Origin of the sequence: Achromobacter mucicolens (assembly GCF_902859725.1) — a bacterium.
GTDB classification, from domain to species: Bacteria; Pseudomonadota; Gammaproteobacteria; order Burkholderiales; family Burkholderiaceae_B; genus Achromobacter; species Achromobacter mucicolens.
In genome coordinates this window covers 359,948-377,296 of the sequence record NZ_CADIJP010000001.1, presented here as the reverse complement: position 1 = coordinate 377,296, position 17,349 = coordinate 359,948, and the positions used below count along the sequence as shown (strand labels likewise).

The window sequence follows — 17,349 nt, the reverse complement described above, 5'->3', positions numbered from 1 at the left end:
GCAGTTCATCGGATGTGCGGACTATTGTAGGGGCTGGACGGCGCCCGCCGAAGCCCCGCCTGGCGGGCCAATCAGCCGACCGCCTGGTCCAGCCGGGTGCCCGTCATGCCCGAGCAAAAGGCGCGGGAGGCAATGCGCTCCATCAGGAAGGCGCGGTCCACGCCGGCGGGGCCGGGCAGTTCGGACAAGGCGCGGTAGGCGCGGCGCAGGACCTCGCCGCGGGTGGCGCCGCAGACCATCAAATGGGTGCACGGCAGGCGGCGGTCGCCGCAGCCGTCGATGCGCACTTCCAGCACGTGCGGCGCAATGGGATCGTGTTCGGCAAGCGGCACGTCGTGCCCGCGTGCCTGCGTCTGCGCGTCGATGACGCGGAAGACGCCGCTGCGGTCGTCCAGCGAAAACGACACGGTGCCGGCGGCCTGCCAGCCGCGGTCGCGCGCCACGCTGGCGGCCACCGTGCGCAACGCGCTTTCCATCGAGGCTGCCAGATGCGGCGCGGGGCACTCCGCGATGAGGACGCGCGCGTCGCGCCAGACGCTGCGTTCCCAGGCGCGGCCGGTGGCCAATTGGCCTGTCGCGGCGGCAGACACGTGGATATCAAGCCGGCGCTCGCGGCCCGCGGCCGGGCCGGCAAAGTCCGTGGGCGGTCCCCGCCTGCTTGTGGCGCCGCCCGATGACATGACTGTGGATACTTTGGCGCCCATGGCCCCTCCTGGTCTTTCTGCTTGCCCGGCAAGCGTATCACCTTCGGATGACGAGCAACTTTTGTGCCATGCGCGGCGGCCCGGGAGCAGGCCTTTGCGCCCGCCGCCGTGCACCGCAAACAGGCGGCGGCGCGCCGGGCGCCGCACCAAGGCGGGGCAGGCCGCACCGGGTAAATGCCCTACTCCGCCCGAAGGATGAAGCCCCCCGCGCCGATGGGGGATAATCCAACTTTGACCCCTGCCATAGCGGCTTGGATGTACGGGTTTACCATTACCCGGCAGCCGCCGCGCTGTCCCCCTCAACAAGGAACCGTCGTGGGCAACAATACACAATTTCCGGCCTCTGTTTTCAAGGCATATGACATTCGCGGCACCGTGCCGGACCTGATCGACGCAACCTTTGCCCGTTCGCTCGGCGTGGCGCTTGCCGCCCGCGCCCGCGAGCAGGGCGTGCAGACGCTGGTGGTCGGGCGCGACGGCCGCCTCAGCAGCGACATGCTGTCGCTGGCCCTGCAGGAAGGCATGCTGGAAGGCGGCGTCGACACGCTGGACATTGGCATGGTGCCCACGCCGCTCGTCTACTTTGCCGCGAACATCATGCAGACCGGCTCGGGCGTGGCCATTACCGGCAGCCACAATCCCCCCAAGTACAACGGATTCAAGATGATGATGGGCGGCCGCGCGCTGTTCGGCGACGACGTCCAGCAACTGGCGCAGACCATGAACGGGCAAGCCCCGGCCCCCGCCCCTGAACCCGGCACGCGCCGCCAGCTCGATCTGGCGCAGACCTACATCGCGCGCGTGGCCTCCGGCGTCAAGCTGGCGCGTCCCATGAAAATCGCCATCGATTGCGGCAACGGCGTGGCCGGCGCAGTGGCGCCGCAGCTCTTTCGCGCGCTGGGCTGCGAGGTCGACGAACTGTTCTGCGACGTGGACGGCAACTTTCCCAACCATCACCCCGATCCCGCCGAACCCAAGAACCTGCAGGACCTGATCAAGCACGTCGCCGAGACCGATTGCGAACTCGGCCTGGCCTTCGACGGCGACGGCGACCGCCTGGGCGTGGTCACCAAATCCGGCCAGATCATCTGGCCCGACCGCCAGCTCGTCCTCTTTGCCCGCGACGTGCTCGAACGCAATCCCGGCGCGACCATCATCTATGACGTCAAGTGCAGCCGCCACGTGGGCCTGTCGGTCGAAGCCGCCGGCGGCGCCGCGCTGATGTGGAAGACGGGCCATTCGCTGGTCAAGGCCAAGCTGGCCGAGACCGGCGCGCCGCTGGCCGGCGAAATGAGCGGCCACATTTTCTTCAAGGAACGCTGGTACGGGTTTGACGACGGCCTGTACACGGGCGCCCGCCTGCTGGAAATCGTGTCGCGCTCCGCCGACGCCTGCGCCCCGCTGGAAGCCCTGCCGCAAGACGTGTCCACGCCTGAGCTCAAGCTGGAAATGGAAGAAGGCCAGCCGTTCACGCTGGTCAAGTCCTTGCAGGAGCAAGGCCAGTTTCCCGACGCCAAGCGCGTGATCACGATCGATGGCGTGCGTGCCGAGTACGCCGACGGCTTCGGTCTGGCGCGGCCGTCCAACACCACGCCGGTCGTCGTGCTGCGGTTCGAGGCGCAAAGCGAAGCGGCCCTCGCGCGCATCCAGGCCGACTTCCGCCGCGAACTGGGCAAGCTCGCCCCGAACGCCACTCTGCCATTCTGATCCGCCCATGTCGTTAGCCAACAGCCCCGCGTGGCAGCAGTTCACCGCCGCAACACGCACGGCATCCCGGGATGGCCAGAAGCTGCGCGTCATCAATGCGCCCGGGCTGCGCCTGGACCTGAGCGCACAGGCGCAATCGCCCGAACTACTCGCCGCCTCACGGGCTCTGCTGGCGCAGCAGGACTTCGATACCTGGCGCGCGCGCCTGTTCGATGGCGGTCAGGCCAATTGGACGGAAGGACGCGCCGCCTGGCATACCGCCTTGCGCGCGGCCGAGCCCCCCGCAATGGTGGCCAAGGCGGTGCTTGCCGAGCGCGAACGCCTGCGCGAATTCGTGCGCGCCGCCGACGCGGCCGGCCGCTACAGCGGCGTGCTGCATCTGGGCATTGGCGGCAGCGATTGGGGACCGCGCCTGGTCACCCGCGCGCTGCGCCACGAGGGCGCGCGCCGCGACGTGCGGTTTGCGTCCAACGTGGACTCGCATTCGGTTGCCGAAGCGATGAGCCACCTGGATCCGCACAACACGCTGGTCATCGTCGCCTCCAAGTCGTTCACCACCACCGAACCGCTGGCCAACGCCGAGGTCGCGATGAACTGGCTGCGCGAAGCCGGCGTCGCCGATCCGATCAAGCAGGTCGTGGCGATCACCTGCAACGTCGAGGCGGCGCTCAACCTGGGCATCCTGCCCGACCACATCTTCCAGATCTGGGACTGGGTCGGCGGGCGCTATTCGCTGTGGTCCGCCATCGGCTTGCCGGTCGCGCTGGCGTTCGGCAACGACACCTTCGACCGGCTGCTGGCGGGCGCGGCGGCCATGGACGACCATTTCCGCAACGCGCCGCCGGACGAGAACGCGCCCGTGCAGCTGGCCCTGGCCGGCGTGGCCAACCGCAGCGTGCTGGGCTATGACTCGCTGGTGATCGCGCCCTACGATTCGCGGCTGCATCACATCGTGCCGTGGGCCCAGCAGCTTGAAATGGAATCGCTGGGCAAGGTAGCGACGGCCGACGGCAGTCCGGCCGGCGTGCCGACCGGTCCCGCGGTGTGGGGGATGCCGGGCACGGATTGCCAGCACACGTTCTTCCAGTGGCTGCATCAGGATGCGGCCGGCGCGCCGGTGGAATTCATCCTGTGCGAACAGCCGGACCATGCGTACGCCCGGCACCACGAACTGCTGGTCGCCAACTGCCTGGCGCAGCGTTCGGCGCTCTTGCGCGGCAAGACCTTTGAAGAAGCCTTGGCGGAAACCTCCGCCACGGAACGCGATCCGGCACGCGCGCGCCTGCTGGCGCAACACCGCGTGCACCCGGGCGGACGGCCGTCGTCGCTGATCGTGCTGCCGCGCCTGGAAGCCTATACGCTGGGCGCGCTGCTGGCCCTGTACGAGCACAAGGTGTTCACGCAAGGCGTGATCTGGGGCATCAACCCCTTCGATCAGTGGGGCGTGGAGTTTGGCAAGGTGTTGGCCAAGAACATCATGCGCGAGCTGGACGCGCCCCAGCCCAGCCAGCAGGACCCATCCACGCGCTTCTGGATCGACGCGATCAGGCGCTAAGCGCGTCGTACAGCGCGACGTGAATGCGCGCGACCTGGTTGATGTCGAACTCGCGCTCGGCGAGCGCCCTGCCCGCCGCGCCCATCGCCTGGCGCAATGCCGCGTCCTTGGCCAGGCGGGCAATGGCGTCGGCCAGGGCGGCGGCGTCCCGCACCGGCACCAGGAGGCCGGTGACGTTAGGCTCGATCGCGTCACGGCAGCCCGGCACGTCGGTCGTCACGACCGCGCGTCCGCAAGCGGCGGCCTCGATCAAGGATTTCGGCAGGCCTTCGCGGTAGGACGGCAGCACCGCGATGTGCGCGGCCGCATACAGCGCCGCCACATCCGATCGCTCGCCCAGCGCCTGCACGCAGCCATCCTGCTGCCACGCGTCGACATCGGCCTGCGTGGCGGAAGCCGGGTTGCCGGCATCCAGGCCGCCCACCAGTTGCATCGTCACCGGCACGCCACGTTCGCGCAGCAGCCTTGCCGCCTGCACGAACTCCTGCACGCCCTTGTCGCGCAGCAGGCGCGCCACCATCGTGACGACCACGGGCGGCGCAGGCGGCTCGGGCGTGGGACGGAAGGCGTCAAGGTCCACCCCCGCGCCGCGGATGATGACCACCTGCTCCTCGCGTACCGCGCCCAGCGACTTGAGCAGGTCGCGGTCGTTGGCGTTCTGGAAGATCACCCGGCTGTTCGGATGGCCCAGCGCGATGCGATACAGGCGCGCCACCACCGCCCGCACCAGCCGCATCTTCAGCGAATTGGACAGGAACACGAATCCCAATCCGGAAATCGCCGCCACCATGCCCGGCACACGCGCCAGCCGCGCGGCGATGCCGCCGTACAGCACGGGCTTGATGGTGACCAGGTGCACCACGTCGGGCCGCAGCCGGCGGAACAGGCGGACCAGCGCCAGCAACGTGCCCAGCTCCTGCAGGGGGTGCTTGCCGCTACGCGTCATGGGAATGGCGTGATGGGTCATGCCCAGCGCCTGGATGTCGGCCACGGCGGGGCCGTCCATCGTCGCGACGTGGACGTCGTAGCCCGCCTTCTGCGCGGCCAACGCGACCGGCACGCGGTGCGACATGAAGAACGCCGGGTTGTTGACGACAAACAGCAGGCAGCGTCCGGCGCTCATGCTTGGACTCCAGAAATGCGGCGCCAGACGGCGATATAGCTTTGCACCATGCGTGCAAGATCGAAATGTTCCAGGACGCGCGCGCGTCCTGCCTCGCCCGCGCGCTCGCGGCCTCGCGCGGCCACGTCGCACAGCGCGGACTCGATGCCGCGGGCCAGGGCCTCGGCCTGCTCGGGCGGCACTACCACGCCAGTATCGCCGACGATGTAGGCGGCGTCGCCCACGTCCGTCACCACGCAATACACGCCGCACGCCATGGCCTCGGCCACCACGTTGGGAAAGCCCTCTGCGCAGCTGGACAGCACGTGCAGGTCCAGTCCGTTCATGACGGCGGGCACGTCGTCGCTGGGGCCATTGAGCACCACGCGGTCGCGCAGATCCAGCTTGTCGAGCAAGGCGCCAAGCTGCGCGTTGCCTTCGGTCATGTCGCGGCCGATCAGCACGCAGCGCAGCCCCGCGTCGCGGCCATCGCGCACCAGCGCGGCCACGGCGCGCAGCAGGTTGGCGTGGTCCTTGAGCGGATCCCAGCGCGCCACGCAGCCGATCACGGGCACGTCCTCGGACAGGCCCCATGCGGCGCGCACGCGCGAGCGCGCCTGCGGGTCCGGCGCGTAGCGCGACAGGTCATAGCCGTTGGCGATCACGACCATGCGGTCGCGGCGGTAGCCTTTTTCAGCGTGGCGCTGCGCGGCATTCTGCGCGGCGCACACAATGGCGCGCGGGACGATGCCCGACAGCATGGCGCATGCGCGCAGCACCAGCCGCGCCGAGCGGCTGCTGCGTTCAAGGTGTGCCCCGGAATTGCGGATGCCCCAGGCGATGGCGCGCACGCCCGCCGTGCGGGCGGCCAGGCCGCCGATCAGGTCGGCGTGGTACATCCAGGTCTGCACGGCGTCCGGACGGGCCGAGGCGATCAGACGCCGAAGCGCCAAAAAACCGCCCAGACTGACCCGCCCGCGTTTCATGCCCAGCGTGTGCACCGTGACGCCAGCGGCGCGCAGGCGTTCGCCGTAAAGGCCTTCATCGGTCAGCGAGACGACCGTGTGCTCGACGTCCGCCTGCGGCCAGGTCGTCAGGCGGAACAGCACGGATTCGGCGCCCCCCTGCCCCAGCCCGGTGATGACGTGCAGAATGCGCAGCGGCCGGGTGCTCATCGCCCCTCCCGCACCGCTTCGAACAGTTCATCCCATTCGGTCAGCACGCTGGCCAGCGCGTAACGCTGGCGCACGGCCGCGGCGGCGCGCGCGCCCAGTTGAGCGCGCAGGGACGCGTCGCTCATCAGGCGATGCAAGGCATCGGTCATTGCGACCCGGTCGCCCGCCGGCACCAGCAGCGCATCCTGGCCGTCGCGCGTCATCTCGCGCGGACCGCTGGGACAATCGAACGCCGCGCAGGGCAGCCCCAGCGACATGGCTTCCAGCAACACATTGGGAAAGCCCTCGACGAGCGAACTGAGCACGAAGGCCTGGCCGCGCGCCAGTTCTTCCCACGGCGCTTCCGTGCGGCCGGGCAGGCTGACGCGCGACTGCAGGCGCAAGCGCGCCACCTGCTGTTCAAGCGCGCCGCGCTCGGGGCCTTCGCCCCAGATGCGCAGGTTCCAGTCCGGAAACTCCGGCGCAAGCTGCGCGAAGATGTCGATCAGGAGATTGAATTGCTTGTCGGGCACCAGCCGTCCCATCGCGATCAGCTCGCGCGGACCGGCGTCCTGGCGCTGCTGCACCAGCGGCGCATCCAGCAGGGGCGCGGGAAGCGGATTGGGAATGACGGCAAGTCGCCGGATGCCGGGCACCTGGCGCGCGAATGGACCGGCGGTGTCTTCCGCCTGCACGGTCACCATGTCGGCGCGCGGATACAGCACACGGCGCAGCTTGCGCCAGACAGAGCCGGTGGTGGTCTCGGCGACTGGATTGGTGCGCTCGCAGACGATCAGCGGCACATCCAGGCCTCGCGTGGCCAGGATGGCGGCCACGTTGACGTTGGTGAGAAAGGACACAACCACGTCAGGCCGGGAATCGCGGATGTGCTTGCGCAGGACCAGCAATCGCTTGAACGCCGCCATCGCGCCCGTCGCCCGGGTGCCGGCCAGATCCGCCAGCCACGCGAGCTGGACCTTGTCCGACAGGGGATAGAAGCAGGTGCCCTTGGATGAGTAGGTGGGCGTCAGGATGACGGTGTCTCCGCGCTCGGACCATGCGTTGACCAGGGTCGCCGCGACGCGTTCCGCGCCGCCGGCGTGCATGGAGCTGACCAGCATCAGTATTTTCATTCCTCAACGGTCCTCAATCGGTCCCCCTTGATCCATCCCCGCCCGGTAGCGGTCCAGCCAGGCCTGCATCATCAGCACGCCCCACAGATGGCTGTCCCAATTGCGATGCCCCGACGAGTGCTCGCGCCATTTGCGCAGGATGGGCTCGGGTTCGAACCAGCCTTCCTGGCGCAGGCGCGACGGATTCAGCAGCGCGTCGGCCCATTCCCGCAAGGGACCGCGCAACCACGCGGCCAGCGGCACGGCAAAGCCGCGCTTGGGCCGGTCGACCAGCGCCTGCGGCACGTGGCGGTGCAGGACCTGCCGCAACAGCCACTTGCCCGTATTGCCGCGCACCTTGTATTGGTGTGGCAGGCTCCAGGCAAATTCATAGACACGGTGGTCGATGAGGGGCACGCGGGTTTCCAGGCTGACGGCCATCGCCGCGCGGTCCACCTTGACCAGGATGTCGTCGGGCAGGTAGGTCACCGTGTCCAGCTTCATCATCGATTCGAAGAACGACCCCTGCATGGCGCGTTCGAACACCGACTCGGGTTCAACGCCGCCCTTCACCACACGGGCGGGGTCTGACCAATACGACACGAACAGGCGGTAGAACTCGCCTTGCGTGTCCGCGCGCAGCAGTTCGCCCAGCTTACCGACCTTGCCGCGCCAGGCGCCGCGGCCGGGCAGATGGGTGGAGGCGCTGAGCACCGCGCCGGCCGGCTTGCGCAGCAGGCCGGGCACGCGCTCGAACTGGCGCCACCAGTTGTCCACCCGGAAGTAGCGCGAATAGCCGCCGAAGAGTTCGTCGCCGCCGTCGCCGGACAAGGCCACCGTGACGTGCTGGCGCGCCATGCGCGTGACGAGCGACGTGGGGATCTGCGACGAGTCGGCAAAGGGTTCGTCATACATGTCGGCCAGCGTCGGCACGACCGCCAACGCGTCGTCCGCGGTGACGTAGAGTTCGGTGTGATCGGTGCCCAGGTGCGTGGCCACGGCCTTCGCGTGCTGCGCCTCGTCGTAGCCCTTCTCGTGAAAGCCGATGGCAAAGGTGCGCACCGGCTGCGAGCTCTGCGCCTGCATCAACGCCACGATGGTTGACGAATCGATGCCGCCGGACAGGAAGGCGCCCAGGCTTACGTCGGACAGCATCTGTCCGCCGACGGCCTTGGACAGCACCCCTTCCAGCGCCTCGGTGGCTTGCGCGTCCGAATCGAACGACAGGCGGTGCTGCGCAGCCGTGTCCGCGGCCTCGCGCGCCGACCAGTACACGCGCGGCTCCGGCATGCGGCGGCTGCGGGTGTCGTCCGCCGAGAACTCGACCCACGTGCCGGGCGGCAGCTTGGCGATGCCTTCGTAGATAGACTGCGGCGCGGGGATGTAGTTGTGCCGCATGAACGATGCGAGCGCGTTGCGGTTCAGGTTGCGCCCGAATCCCGGAATCGGCATCAGGCCCTTGAGCTCCGAGGCGAACACCAGTTCGGCATTGGAGTAGCCGTAGTAGAGCGGCTTCTCACCCATGCGATCGCGCGCCAGCACGAGCTTGCGCGCGGCCTTGTCCCACAGCGCGATGGCGAACATGCCGACCGCGGCCTGCAACGTGGCTTCGATGCCCAGCGCGGAAAAGCCCGCGAGCAGGGTCTCGGTGTCCGAATGGCCGCGCCAGGCCGGCGCCCGCGCCGAGTCCTCGAGCTGCTTGCGGATGTCCAGATGGTTGTAGACCTCGCCGTTGAACACCATCACGTATCGCCCGCACGCGGACGTCATCGGCTGATGGCCGGCTTCGGTCAGGTCCAGGATCGCCAGGCGCACATGCGCCAGCGCGATGCCGGCGTCAGTATCTTCCCAGAACCCGTTGCTGTCGGGCCCACGGTGGCGGATGCGCCGGCAGCTGTCCGCCAGCACCTGTTCCTTGTTCCCCAGGGGGCCCCAAATTCCGACTATTCCACACATGATGAGATTCTCGTGGTCACCGTAGCAACGGCGCGCGCGGGGCCCTAGCGGCCCTTCGCCCGCACGCCGTCAAAAAGTTCCTGCCATTTCCGCAGCACGCGCACGGCCGAGAATCGGTCGCGCACGTCGGTTGCCGCCTGCGCCAGGCGCGCGCGGCCATTGTCATCGCCCATGACCACGCCAAGCGCCTCGCACAGCGCCGGCACGTCGCCGTTGGGCCGCACCAGCACGCCATCGATGCCGTGGCGGATGATCTCTCGCGGACCCGTGTCGCAATCGAACGAGACCGCCGCCAGACCGCTTGCCATGGACTCTAGCAACGTGTTGGACAGCCCTTCGAAGCGCGAAGTCAGCACGTAAAGATCGGCGCTGTCGTACCAATCGCCGACATTGCCGGCACGTCCCGGCAACGAGATGCGCGATTCGAGCCCGGCTTCGCGCACCTGCGCTTCCAACGACTGGCGTTCGCTGCCCTCGCCCAGAATAACCAGATCCCAGCCGGGATGCGACGGCGCCAGCTGCGCGAACGCCTGGATCAGCAGGTCGAAACCCTTGTCGCCGTGCAGACGCCCGACCGCCAGGAGCCGTTTGCGGCCATCCCGGGGAGCCGGCTGCAAGAGCGGTTCGGCGCGCGGCAGCGGGAAGTGTACCGGGTTGGGAATGACTGCCAACCGCGAGCCCGGCACATGCTGTTCCAGCCACTGCGCGGTGCCGCGGGTCAGCGCGACCACGCGCGCGGCGCGCGGATAGGTCAGCCGGCGCAGCCGCTGCCAGAAGCCCGACAACGTCTGGGACGGCGGATGGGTGTGTTCGGTTGCAATGACCTGGCAGTTCAGGCCCGCAGAGGCCAGCACGGACAGCACCGACGCCGTGGTCATCATGCCCAGCACGATGTCGGGCCGGAACGACTTGATCACGCGGCGCAGCGCGCGCACGCGCTGCAGGTTGCCGAGAATGCCGCGCAGCCCGCCGCCCTCGCCCGCCGTGTGCAGGACCTCGCGGCGCACCTTGGGGTGCAGCGCATAGACATCGCCGTCGGCGCTGGCCTGCGTAACCACCATGACATCGCTGCCCTCGGACGCCCAGTGGGCGCTCAGGTCGGCGGCGACGCGCTCAGCGCCCCCGCCGTGCAGGGAATGGATGAACAGCAACACGCGCGCCGGACGGGCGGGGTCGGCTACGGACATTCAATCGGCCTCCTTGGGTTCGGCCTTGCGCATCGCCACGGCCAGGTAGCAGGCGAAGGACAGCACATACATGAGGCTGGTGGCCAGCATGATGCCGGCCGCGCCCATGCGGGGCGCCAGCACGGTGTTCAGCACGGCCTTCAGCGCAAAATTGGCGACCGCGATGGCGGCCATGATGCGGTAGCGGTTCTGGCTGGCCAGGAGTTGCACCAGGATCAGCACGCCGAAGTAGAACGGCAGCTGCAGCAAGCCCCAGCGCAGCACGTGCGCGACGGCTTCGGTGTTTTCGGCGGTAAAGGCGCCGCGCTGGAACAGCACCGACACGCCCCAGGGCGCCAGGACCCAGCCCAGCGCCACGGCGCCGGCGCCGGCGGCGACCATCAGCAACGACCATTTGAGCGCCATGCTGCGCGCGCGCGCCGTGTCGCCGCGCGCCTGCACATCGGCCAGCACGGGAAGCGCGGCGCGGCCCACGGACACGGCTCCGATGCCCAGCAAGAGGGACAGCAGCCGGCTGGCATAGCCGAGCGTGGCGTTGGCATTGGCGCCCAGGTTGGCGGCCGCGTACTGGTCCAGCGGACCCACAAAGCTCATGGCGACCTGGCCGATCAGCATCACGCCGGCCGCGCCCATCAGTTCAGGCCAATGCGGCGACTTCAGTGTCAGTGACGGCGCGCCCCAGAAGCCGCCGTCGGCGCGCGCGGCCAGCCAGGCCAGCCAGACGGTCTGGATGGCGTAGCCGACCAGCGTGCCCCACAGCAGCGGTCCCACGCCCTCGGCGCTGGCGGCCAGCATGACCCAGGCCAGCGTTGCCACGGCAGGCACACTGTCCAGCAGCGTGTTGACGTGGCGTTCCTGCGCGCGCAGCCGCGCGGCGCTGATGCCGGCGATCAGCAGCAACGCCGCCACGGGGGCAAAGGCGATCAGCAGGTCGCCCGTCATGGCGCGCACTTGCGCCGACAGGCCCTGCCCCAGCCAATCCACCACATACGGCCAGGCGAACCACGTCAACAGGGCCAGTGCGACGCCGGCGGCGGCGACCCAGCCCTGAAGTTCGCGAATGAAGAGTTCTTTCTCGGCCCCGCCGGTGCGCGCCAGGCGCACCAGCACCGGGATCAGCACCACCGACAGCACGCCCACGATCGTGACGGGCAGCCAGGTGCCCATGGTCATCGTGAACTGGTAGGCGTCTACGGCGTCGCTGACGCCGTAGCGGTACGCCACCGCCATCTCCTTGATGGCGCCGGCAGCCTTGCCCAGCAGCAGAAACACCGCCACCCGGAACGCGCCTTTGAAGATGCGCTGATGATCCGGGTGGATGTTGCCGAGTTTTCGGACGAGTGCTTTCAACGCAGGAACTGCGTGTACCAGGGCATGGCGACTTCCAGGCCTTGCAGCACCGTGTGCGTGGGCGCGTAGCCCAGCAGGCGGCCGGCCTTGCCGATGTCGGCCTGCGAGTGGCGCACATCGCCCGCGCGGAAGTCAGCGTAGACCGGCTGCTTGGCGTAGTTCACGCCCTGGTTGCCCAGGGCCTGTACCAGGAAGCTGAACAGCTGGTTCAGGGTGCTGCGGCCGCTGACGGCCACGTTGTAGACCTGGTTGCGCGCCTCGGGCGCGGCCAGCGCGCCCAGGATGTTGGCCTGCACCGCGTTTTCCACAAAGCAGAAGTCGCGGCTGGTCTCGCCGTCGCCATTGATGGTGACGTCCTTGCCCTGGATCATCGCGGCGGTCCACTTCGGGATCACGGCGGCGTAGGCGCCGTCCGGATCCTGGCGCTTGCCGAACACGTTGAAGTAACGCAGGCCCACCGTCTCGAAGCCGTAGGAGCGCGCGAAGACGTCGGCATAGAGCTCGTTGACGTACTTGGTCACGGCGTAGGGCGACAGCGGCTTGCCGATGTTTTCCTCGACCTTGGGCAGCGCCGGATGGTCGCCGTAAGTGGAGCTGGACGCCGCATAGACGAACGACTTCACCTTGGCGTCGCGCGCCGCGACCAGCATGTTCAGGAAACCGCCGATGTTGACTTCGTTGGTCGTGATGGGGTCATTGAGCGAGCGCGGCACCGAGCCCAGCGCGGCCTGGTGCAGCACGTAGTCCACGCCTTCGGCCGCGCGGCGGCAGGCGTCCAAGTCACGGATGTCGCCTTCGATGAAGGTGAAGCGCGCCCACTGCTGCGGCGAAACCGAAGCCTGGACTTCGTCCAGATTGCGCTGGTGGCCGGTCGCGAAGTTGTCCAGGCCGGTCACGGTCTGGTCAAGCTTGAGCAAGGTTTCGAGCAGGTTCGAGCCGATGAAGCCGGCGCAGCCGGTCACCAGCCACTTGCGCGGCGCGGCGGACAGTTCCTGGGTGACAGTATCGAATCGTGTGGTCATGGCGAAATCCTTTACAGACGCAGGTCGGATTCAGCGGGCGACAGCACGTACTTCAGGTCGTACAGGATGTGTTGCGGCTTGCCGAGCTTGCGGATGCCTTCGGCGCCCATGTCCTTGAACTGGTTGTGCGCCACGGCGAGGATCACGGCGTCGTACTTGCCTTCCTCGGGCTTGGCCACCGGCGTCAGGCCGTATTCGTGCATGGCTTCGTCGGCGTCCACCCACGGATCGTAGATGTCCACGTCGACGTTGTAGTCGCCCAGTTCACGGACGATGTCCACGATGCGCGTGTTGCGCAGGTCGGGGCAGTTTTCCTTGAAGGCCAGGCCCATCACCAGCACGCGGGCGCCCTGCACGTGAATGCGGCGCTTGGTCATGCACTTGACCAGCTGCGACACGACGTAGCTGCCCATGGAGTCGTTCAGGCGGCGGCCCGCCAGGATGATCTCGGGGTGGTAGCCGATGGATTGCGCCTTGTGCGTCAGGTAGTACGGGTCCACGCCAATGCAGTGACCGCCCACCAGGCCCGGACGGAACGGCAGGAAGTTCCACTTGGTGCCGGCGGCTTGCAGCACGGCTTCGGTGTCGATGCCCATCTTGTTGAAGATCAGGGCCAGTTCGTTGATGAGCGCGATGTTCACGTCGCGCTGGGTGTTCTCGATCACCTTGGCGGCTTCGGCCACGCGGATGCTGGACGCCTTGTGCGTGCCGGCGGTGATGATTTCCTTGTAGAGCTTGTCGACCAGGTCGGCGACTTCCGGCGTGGAGCCCGAGGTGACCTTCTTGATCGTGCTGACGCGGTGTTCCTTGTCGCCCGGGTTGATGCGCTCGGGGCTGTAGCCGGCGAAGAAGTCCTCGTTGAACTTCAGGCCCGACACGCGCTCCAGCACCGGCACGCAGTCTTCTTCGGTGGCGCCGGGATAGACGGTGGATTCATAGATGACGATGTCGCCGCGCTTGAGCACCGCGCCGATGGTTTCGCTGGCCTTGACCAGCGGGGTCAGGTCCGGCTGCTTGTATTCGTCGATGGGGGTGGGCACGGTCACGATGAACACGTTGGCCTCGCCCAGTTCGGCGCGATCGGCGGTGTAGCTCAGCTGCTTGGCTTCGGCCAGCTCGGCGTCGCTGACTTCCAGCGTGTGGTCGTGGCCCGCCTTCAGCGCGTCGATGCGGCGCGTGTTGATGTCAAAGCCAATGACCGGGCGCTTCTTGCCGAATTCCACGGCCAGGGGCAGACCGACGTAGCCGAGGCCGACGACAGCGAGTTTCACATCCTGGATTCGCAACATAACTCTCCCTTCACCGTAGAACGTTTACGGCATTTTAAAGATGGTCTGGTGATGGATACCGAGCCCCCGGCGGCTGCCGCCGGGGCACTCAAACTAATCGGTGGTTCGCAGCACGGACGGCAGCAAGAGCCACCCCGGGCGGCGCCAGGAGACCAGGCGCGCGTACAGCCAGATATAGACGCTGGCAAAGACAACCAGGCTGGCGCTCAGGGCCCAGGCGTTGTCCCACCAGATCGTGGCTGGCACCAGCCCGATCAGCGCCAGGACCCACATGTACGGGGACGCCAGCGCATTGCAAAGCGCGGGGACGGCGTGGCGCCGGCCGCGGCTGAAGGTGACCCGGACCAGCCGGCGGAACACGAGCTGGTGCAAGTGCAGCGCATCGGGCTGATCCACCGGCACGCCGCGCTTGAAGCGGCGGCGCCAGATCGAGAAACCGGTTTCGAAGACGGGGTAGAACAGGACCGCCAGCGCGTAGAACGGCGACACGGACGGGTTGCGCACAACCAGCAGCACGGCCAGTTCGGCCAGCATGAAGCCCAGGAAGTACGCGCCGCCATCGCCCAGGAAGACCCGGCCAAACGGGAAGTTCCACACGAGAAAGCCCAGGGTGGCCGACGCCAGCGCCGCGGCCACCAGGAAGATCGGCACATCGCCGACCTGCAGGGCAACCAGGCTGATCGACACCGCCATCAGCGTGGCGACCATGCCGGCCAGGCCGTTCATGCCGTCCACGATATTCAAGGCATGGGTACAGCCGCCCACCGCGAACATGGTGAACAGCAGCGAAACAGGCCAGAACGAAAGCACGTAATCCACAGGGGCCATGCCGACACGGCTGACGCCGCCCAGCAGCCACCACGCGATGGCCGCGGATAGAAAAGCGGCCAGCAAACGCTTGCTGGCGCCGATGTCCTTGGTGATGTCTTCAAGCAGGCCGGCCACGAAAACGGGCAACGCCGCGACGAACAGCGCGGGCCACAGCCAGGTAAGGGTCATGTTGCTGGGTCCGAGGACCAGCAGGCCAGCCAGCGTACCGGCAAGCACCGCCAGACCGCCGACGCGGGGCGTCGCGCGGGAATGATTGGCTTGGGGCTTGTTGAGGTCGCTATCGCCGGTAAACGCGCCATGCCAGCGCTCGGACGCCACGATGAGTCCCCCCACCATGAACGCGACCACGCATATGTACAGCCAGGTCACTGGATCACCTCTGGTTGGTCTATCGAGACAGGCCCGCCATTATCGGAGGCAGGTGTAACGCCCATATATGGGAGGGATAAAGAAGTGCAATTCCGCGGCACAGAACGTAACGCGCGCAGGCGGGCAATCCGTCCGCCGCGCATGTGACTGGAACGCGCTGGCGCGCGAGCGCCCGGCAGTACTGGTTTCATGTGGGAGATTGTAGAGCGTTCCGCCTCTGGGCACGCGAATTATCCGAGGGAAAACGCGGGGCCCTGAGAGCATCCGCGCGGCGCGGCGACTCGCGGGAATTGCCGCGATCGCTTACAAATAGGGACGCAACGATTCGGGGCAAAAAAAAGCCCGAGATCGTGAGATCTCGGGCTAAATCCACCAAAGGAGGAGGGTGGAGGAGACAACCGTGGCATGTTGGGAGCTGGCTTTCTGCTCGCTACGCTTCCGGGGTTTTCACCGCGCCGTCTGCGTTTCAACATCCGATGTGTGAATAGTACCTACGTTTTTTGTGCGTTGCAAGATTTTTTTTGATCTATTTTCGAGGGCCCGGAACGCGTTGCTTTTTTGCTGCAAATTTTTCGCGGCCCTCTCGCAAAGCCGCGCCAATCAACGACCTTGCCCAAAACCGGGTTTTTGCGAAACGGGTTTACCCCTTGCGGAATAACCCTGAATCATCGCGGGTAATCCCACCCTGGCCACCGCACCAAAATGGTGCCTCAGGCACCATGAGGCGGCGGAATTTGCGCATTGCAACATTTTTTGCAGGCGCGGTTTCAGATCCAATAGGCGGTGGTCGTCATTACCTTGGACATGGCGCGCATGGCCATTTTCACGGGTGCGGGCAACGGAACGCCCCCTGCCTGCTCGGCGCTGGCGCGGTGCTGCGCCTCGTCGTCCTTCATCTTCTGGACGATCTGGCGGGAACGCTCATCCTGCACCGGCAAGGTGCGCAGGTGTTCGTCCAGATGGGCCTCGACCTGCTTTTCGGTTTCGGCCATGAAGCCCAGATTGCGGGGCACGCCCGCCACGCTGGCCATCACGCCCAAGGCAAACGAGCCCGCGTACCAGACGGGATTGAGCAAGCTGGGCCGGCTGCCCAGCTCGTTCAGGCGCTCGTTGCACCAGACCAGATGGTCGACTTCCTCGGCGGCGGCGTTCAGCAGCAGCGCGCGCGGCGCGGGCTCCTTGCAGACCGACGCCTGGCCACGGTAGAGCGCCTGGGCGCAGACCTCGCCGACATGATTGACCCGCATGAGCCCCGCGGCGTGGCGTTTTTCCTGTGCTGAGAGGGTCTGGGGCGATTCCTGTGCGGTGGCGGGATAGGCCCGGCCGGCGCTGGCGTTGCCGGACAGCACACGCAACGCCCGGTCGGTCTCGGCCAGCAGGGCATCCAGGGGACCGTGGCGTCGGCGCAGGGAAACAGGACCGGTTTGGGACAACGTGGGGGACATGGCATCTCCTGGCAAATCGGACACCCCGCACCCCTGATGCGAGGCGGGGTTCTCATGCCCGGGATTGTACGCAACGGGTATCATCAGCCATTGACTGCGCTCAAGCTCAAGGACTCACCAAAATGGAATGCACGATCGACTGGGGCGGCCCAAGCGGCATGCTCTTTACCGCCAGCACGGGTAGCGGCCACGTGGCCGTGATGGACGGCGCCGTGGACGGCGGCGGCCACAACCTGGCGCCCCGCCCCATGGAAATGCTGCTGGCGGGCACGGGCGGCTGCACCGCCTACGACGTGGTGCTGATCCTCAAGCGCGGCCGCCACGCGGTCACCGGTTGCAGCGTCAAGCTGCAGGCCGAGCGCGCCGACACCGACCCCAAGGTCTTTACCCGCATTCACTTCGCCTTCACCGTCACCGGCCGCAATCTGCCGCGCGCGGCCGTCGAGCGCGCCGTGCAGCTTTCCCACGAAAAGTACTGCTCGGCCTCGGCCATGCTGGAAAAGACGGCCGCCATGACATTTTCCGTCGACATCGTCGACACGCAGGAAGCCGCCGCCACCACCTGA

Annotated in this window: 14 protein-coding genes; 3 read left to right on the top strand and 11 right to left on the bottom strand. The window is 67.4% G+C overall.

Annotated elements, in window-relative coordinates; all coding sequences use genetic code 11:
• Positions 1 to 71: 71 nt before the first annotated feature.
• Positions 72 to 704 (bottom strand): BPTD_3102 family carboxylase-like protein, encoded by a 633-nt coding sequence (locus tag HV786_RS01625; RefSeq protein ID WP_175209809.1) that lies wholly within the window; start codon positions 702 to 704, stop codon positions 72 to 74.
• A gap of 315 nt (positions 705 to 1,019) precedes the next feature.
• On the opposite strand from HV786_RS01625, the gene HV786_RS01620 reads away from it, so the two are divergent.
• Together HV786_RS01620 and pgi are read left to right on the top strand one after the other, a co-directional pair.
• The gene (locus tag HV786_RS01620; protein WP_175209807.1) at positions 1,020 to 2,411 is read left to right on the top strand and encodes a phosphomannomutase/phosphoglucomutase; all 1,392 of its coding nucleotides are present in this window, start codon (positions 1,020 to 1,022) and stop codon (positions 2,409 to 2,411) included.
• 7 nt (positions 2,412 to 2,418) lie between these two features.
• The gene (gene pgi / locus HV786_RS01615; protein WP_175209804.1) at positions 2,419 to 3,966 is read left to right on the top strand and encodes a glucose-6-phosphate isomerase; all 1,548 of its coding nucleotides are present in this window, start codon (positions 2,419 to 2,421) and stop codon (positions 3,964 to 3,966) included.
• On the opposite strand, the gene HV786_RS01610 is transcribed toward pgi, so the two are convergent.
• The 10 genes from HV786_RS01610 to coq7 all read right to left on the bottom strand — a co-directional run bounded on the left by HV786_RS01610 (position 3,956) and on the right by coq7 (position 16,783).
• Positions 3,956 to 5,089: a glycosyltransferase family 4 protein gene (locus HV786_RS01610; protein ID WP_128828971.1), complete on the bottom strand. Its 1,134-nt coding sequence runs from the start codon at positions 5,087 to 5,089 to the stop codon at positions 3,956 to 3,958. The two genes, pgi and HV786_RS01610, sit on opposite strands and share 11 nt — an antisense overlap.
• A complete protein-coding gene (locus tag HV786_RS01605) occupies positions 5,086 to 6,243 on the bottom strand; it encodes a glycosyltransferase family 4 protein (protein ID WP_175209803.1) in 1,158 nt (385 codons plus the stop codon). The genes HV786_RS01610 and HV786_RS01605 overlap by 4 nt, the downstream gene beginning before the upstream one ends.
• Positions 6,240 to 7,355 (bottom strand): glycosyltransferase family 4 protein, encoded by a 1,116-nt coding sequence (locus HV786_RS01600; RefSeq protein WP_128828972.1) that lies wholly within the window; start codon positions 7,353 to 7,355, stop codon positions 6,240 to 6,242. Before HV786_RS01600 ends, HV786_RS01605 begins: the two co-directional genes overlap by 4 nt.
• 3 nt (positions 7,356 to 7,358) lie before the next feature.
• Positions 7,359 to 9,290: an asparagine synthase (glutamine-hydrolyzing) gene (gene asnB / locus HV786_RS01595; RefSeq protein WP_175209801.1), complete on the bottom strand. Its 1,932-nt coding sequence runs from the start codon at positions 9,288 to 9,290 to the stop codon at positions 7,359 to 7,361.
• Between the two features lie 44 nt (positions 9,291 to 9,334).
• On the bottom strand, positions 9,335 to 10,477 hold the full coding sequence (locus HV786_RS01590; RefSeq protein ID WP_128828974.1) for a glycosyltransferase family 4 protein: 1,143 nt from the start codon (positions 10,475 to 10,477) through the stop codon (positions 9,335 to 9,337).
• Positions 10,478 to 11,827 (bottom strand): murein biosynthesis integral membrane protein MurJ, encoded by a 1,350-nt coding sequence (gene murJ / locus HV786_RS01585; protein ID WP_175209799.1) that lies wholly within the window; start codon positions 11,825 to 11,827, stop codon positions 10,478 to 10,480.
• Positions 11,824 to 12,849 carry an SDR family oxidoreductase gene (locus HV786_RS01580; protein WP_128828975.1) on the bottom strand — a complete coding sequence of 342 codons (1,026 nt, stop codon included), beginning with the start codon at positions 12,847 to 12,849 and terminating at the stop codon, positions 11,824 to 11,826. The genes murJ and HV786_RS01580 overlap by 4 nt, the downstream gene beginning before the upstream one ends.
• Before the next feature lie 11 nt (positions 12,850 to 12,860).
• Positions 12,861 to 14,138, bottom strand: a complete 1,278-nt coding sequence (gene tviB / locus HV786_RS01575; protein ID WP_128828976.1) for a Vi polysaccharide biosynthesis UDP-N-acetylglucosamine C-6 dehydrogenase TviB — start codon at positions 14,136 to 14,138, stop codon at positions 12,861 to 12,863.
• A 93-nt stretch (positions 14,139 to 14,231) separates the two neighbouring features.
• Entirely contained in the window at positions 14,232 to 15,338 is a 1,107-nt protein-coding gene (locus HV786_RS01570) for an MraY family glycosyltransferase (protein WP_056325286.1), read from the bottom strand.
• Between the two features lie 767 nt (positions 15,339 to 16,105).
• Entirely contained in the window at positions 16,106 to 16,783 is a 678-nt protein-coding gene (coq7, locus tag HV786_RS01565) for a 2-polyprenyl-3-methyl-6-methoxy-1,4-benzoquinone monooxygenase (RefSeq protein ID WP_128828977.1), read from the bottom strand.
• 122 nt (positions 16,784 to 16,905) lie between these two features.
• On the opposite strand from coq7, the gene HV786_RS01560 reads away from it, so the two are divergent.
• Positions 16,906 to 17,349: an OsmC family protein gene (locus HV786_RS01560; protein ID WP_128828978.1), complete on the top strand. Its 444-nt coding sequence runs from the start codon at positions 16,906 to 16,908 to the stop codon at positions 17,347 to 17,349.

Excerpts from the sequence above, each read along its gene's own strand:
- HV786_RS01625 (WP_175209809.1), bottom strand. The coding sequence starts at position 704 with ATGGGCGCCAAAGTATCCACAGTCATGTCATCGGGCGGCGCCACAAGC.
- pgi (WP_175209804.1), top strand. The coding sequence starts at position 2,419 with ATGTCGTTAGCCAACAGCCCCGCGTGGCAGCAGTTCACCGCCGCAACA.
- HV786_RS01610 (WP_128828971.1), bottom strand. The coding sequence starts at position 5,089 with ATGAGCGCCGGACGCTGCCTGCTGTTTGTCGTCAACAACCCGGCGTTC.
- HV786_RS01605 (WP_175209803.1), bottom strand. The coding sequence starts at position 6,243 with ATGAGCACCCGGCCGCTGCGCATTCTGCACGTCATCACCGGGCTGGGG.
- HV786_RS01600 (WP_128828972.1), bottom strand. The coding sequence starts at position 7,355 with ATGAAAATACTGATGCTGGTCAGCTCCATGCACGCCGGCGGCGCGGAA.
- asnB (WP_175209801.1), bottom strand. The coding sequence starts at position 9,290 with ATGTGTGGAATAGTCGGAATTTGGGGCCCCCTGGGGAACAAGGAACAG.
- HV786_RS01590 (WP_128828974.1), bottom strand. The coding sequence starts at position 10,477 with ATGTCCGTAGCCGACCCCGCCCGTCCGGCGCGCGTGTTGCTGTTCATC.
- HV786_RS01580 (WP_128828975.1), bottom strand. The coding sequence starts at position 12,849 with ATGACCACACGATTCGATACTGTCACCCAGGAACTGTCCGCCGCGCCG.
- tviB (WP_128828976.1), bottom strand. The coding sequence starts at position 14,138 with ATGTTGCGAATCCAGGATGTGAAACTCGCTGTCGTCGGCCTCGGCTAC.
- coq7 (WP_128828977.1), bottom strand. The coding sequence starts at position 16,783 with ATGTCCCCCACGTTGTCCCAAACCGGTCCTGTTTCCCTGCGCCGACGC.
- HV786_RS01560 (WP_128828978.1), top strand. The coding sequence starts at position 16,906 with ATGGAATGCACGATCGACTGGGGCGGCCCAAGCGGCATGCTCTTTACC.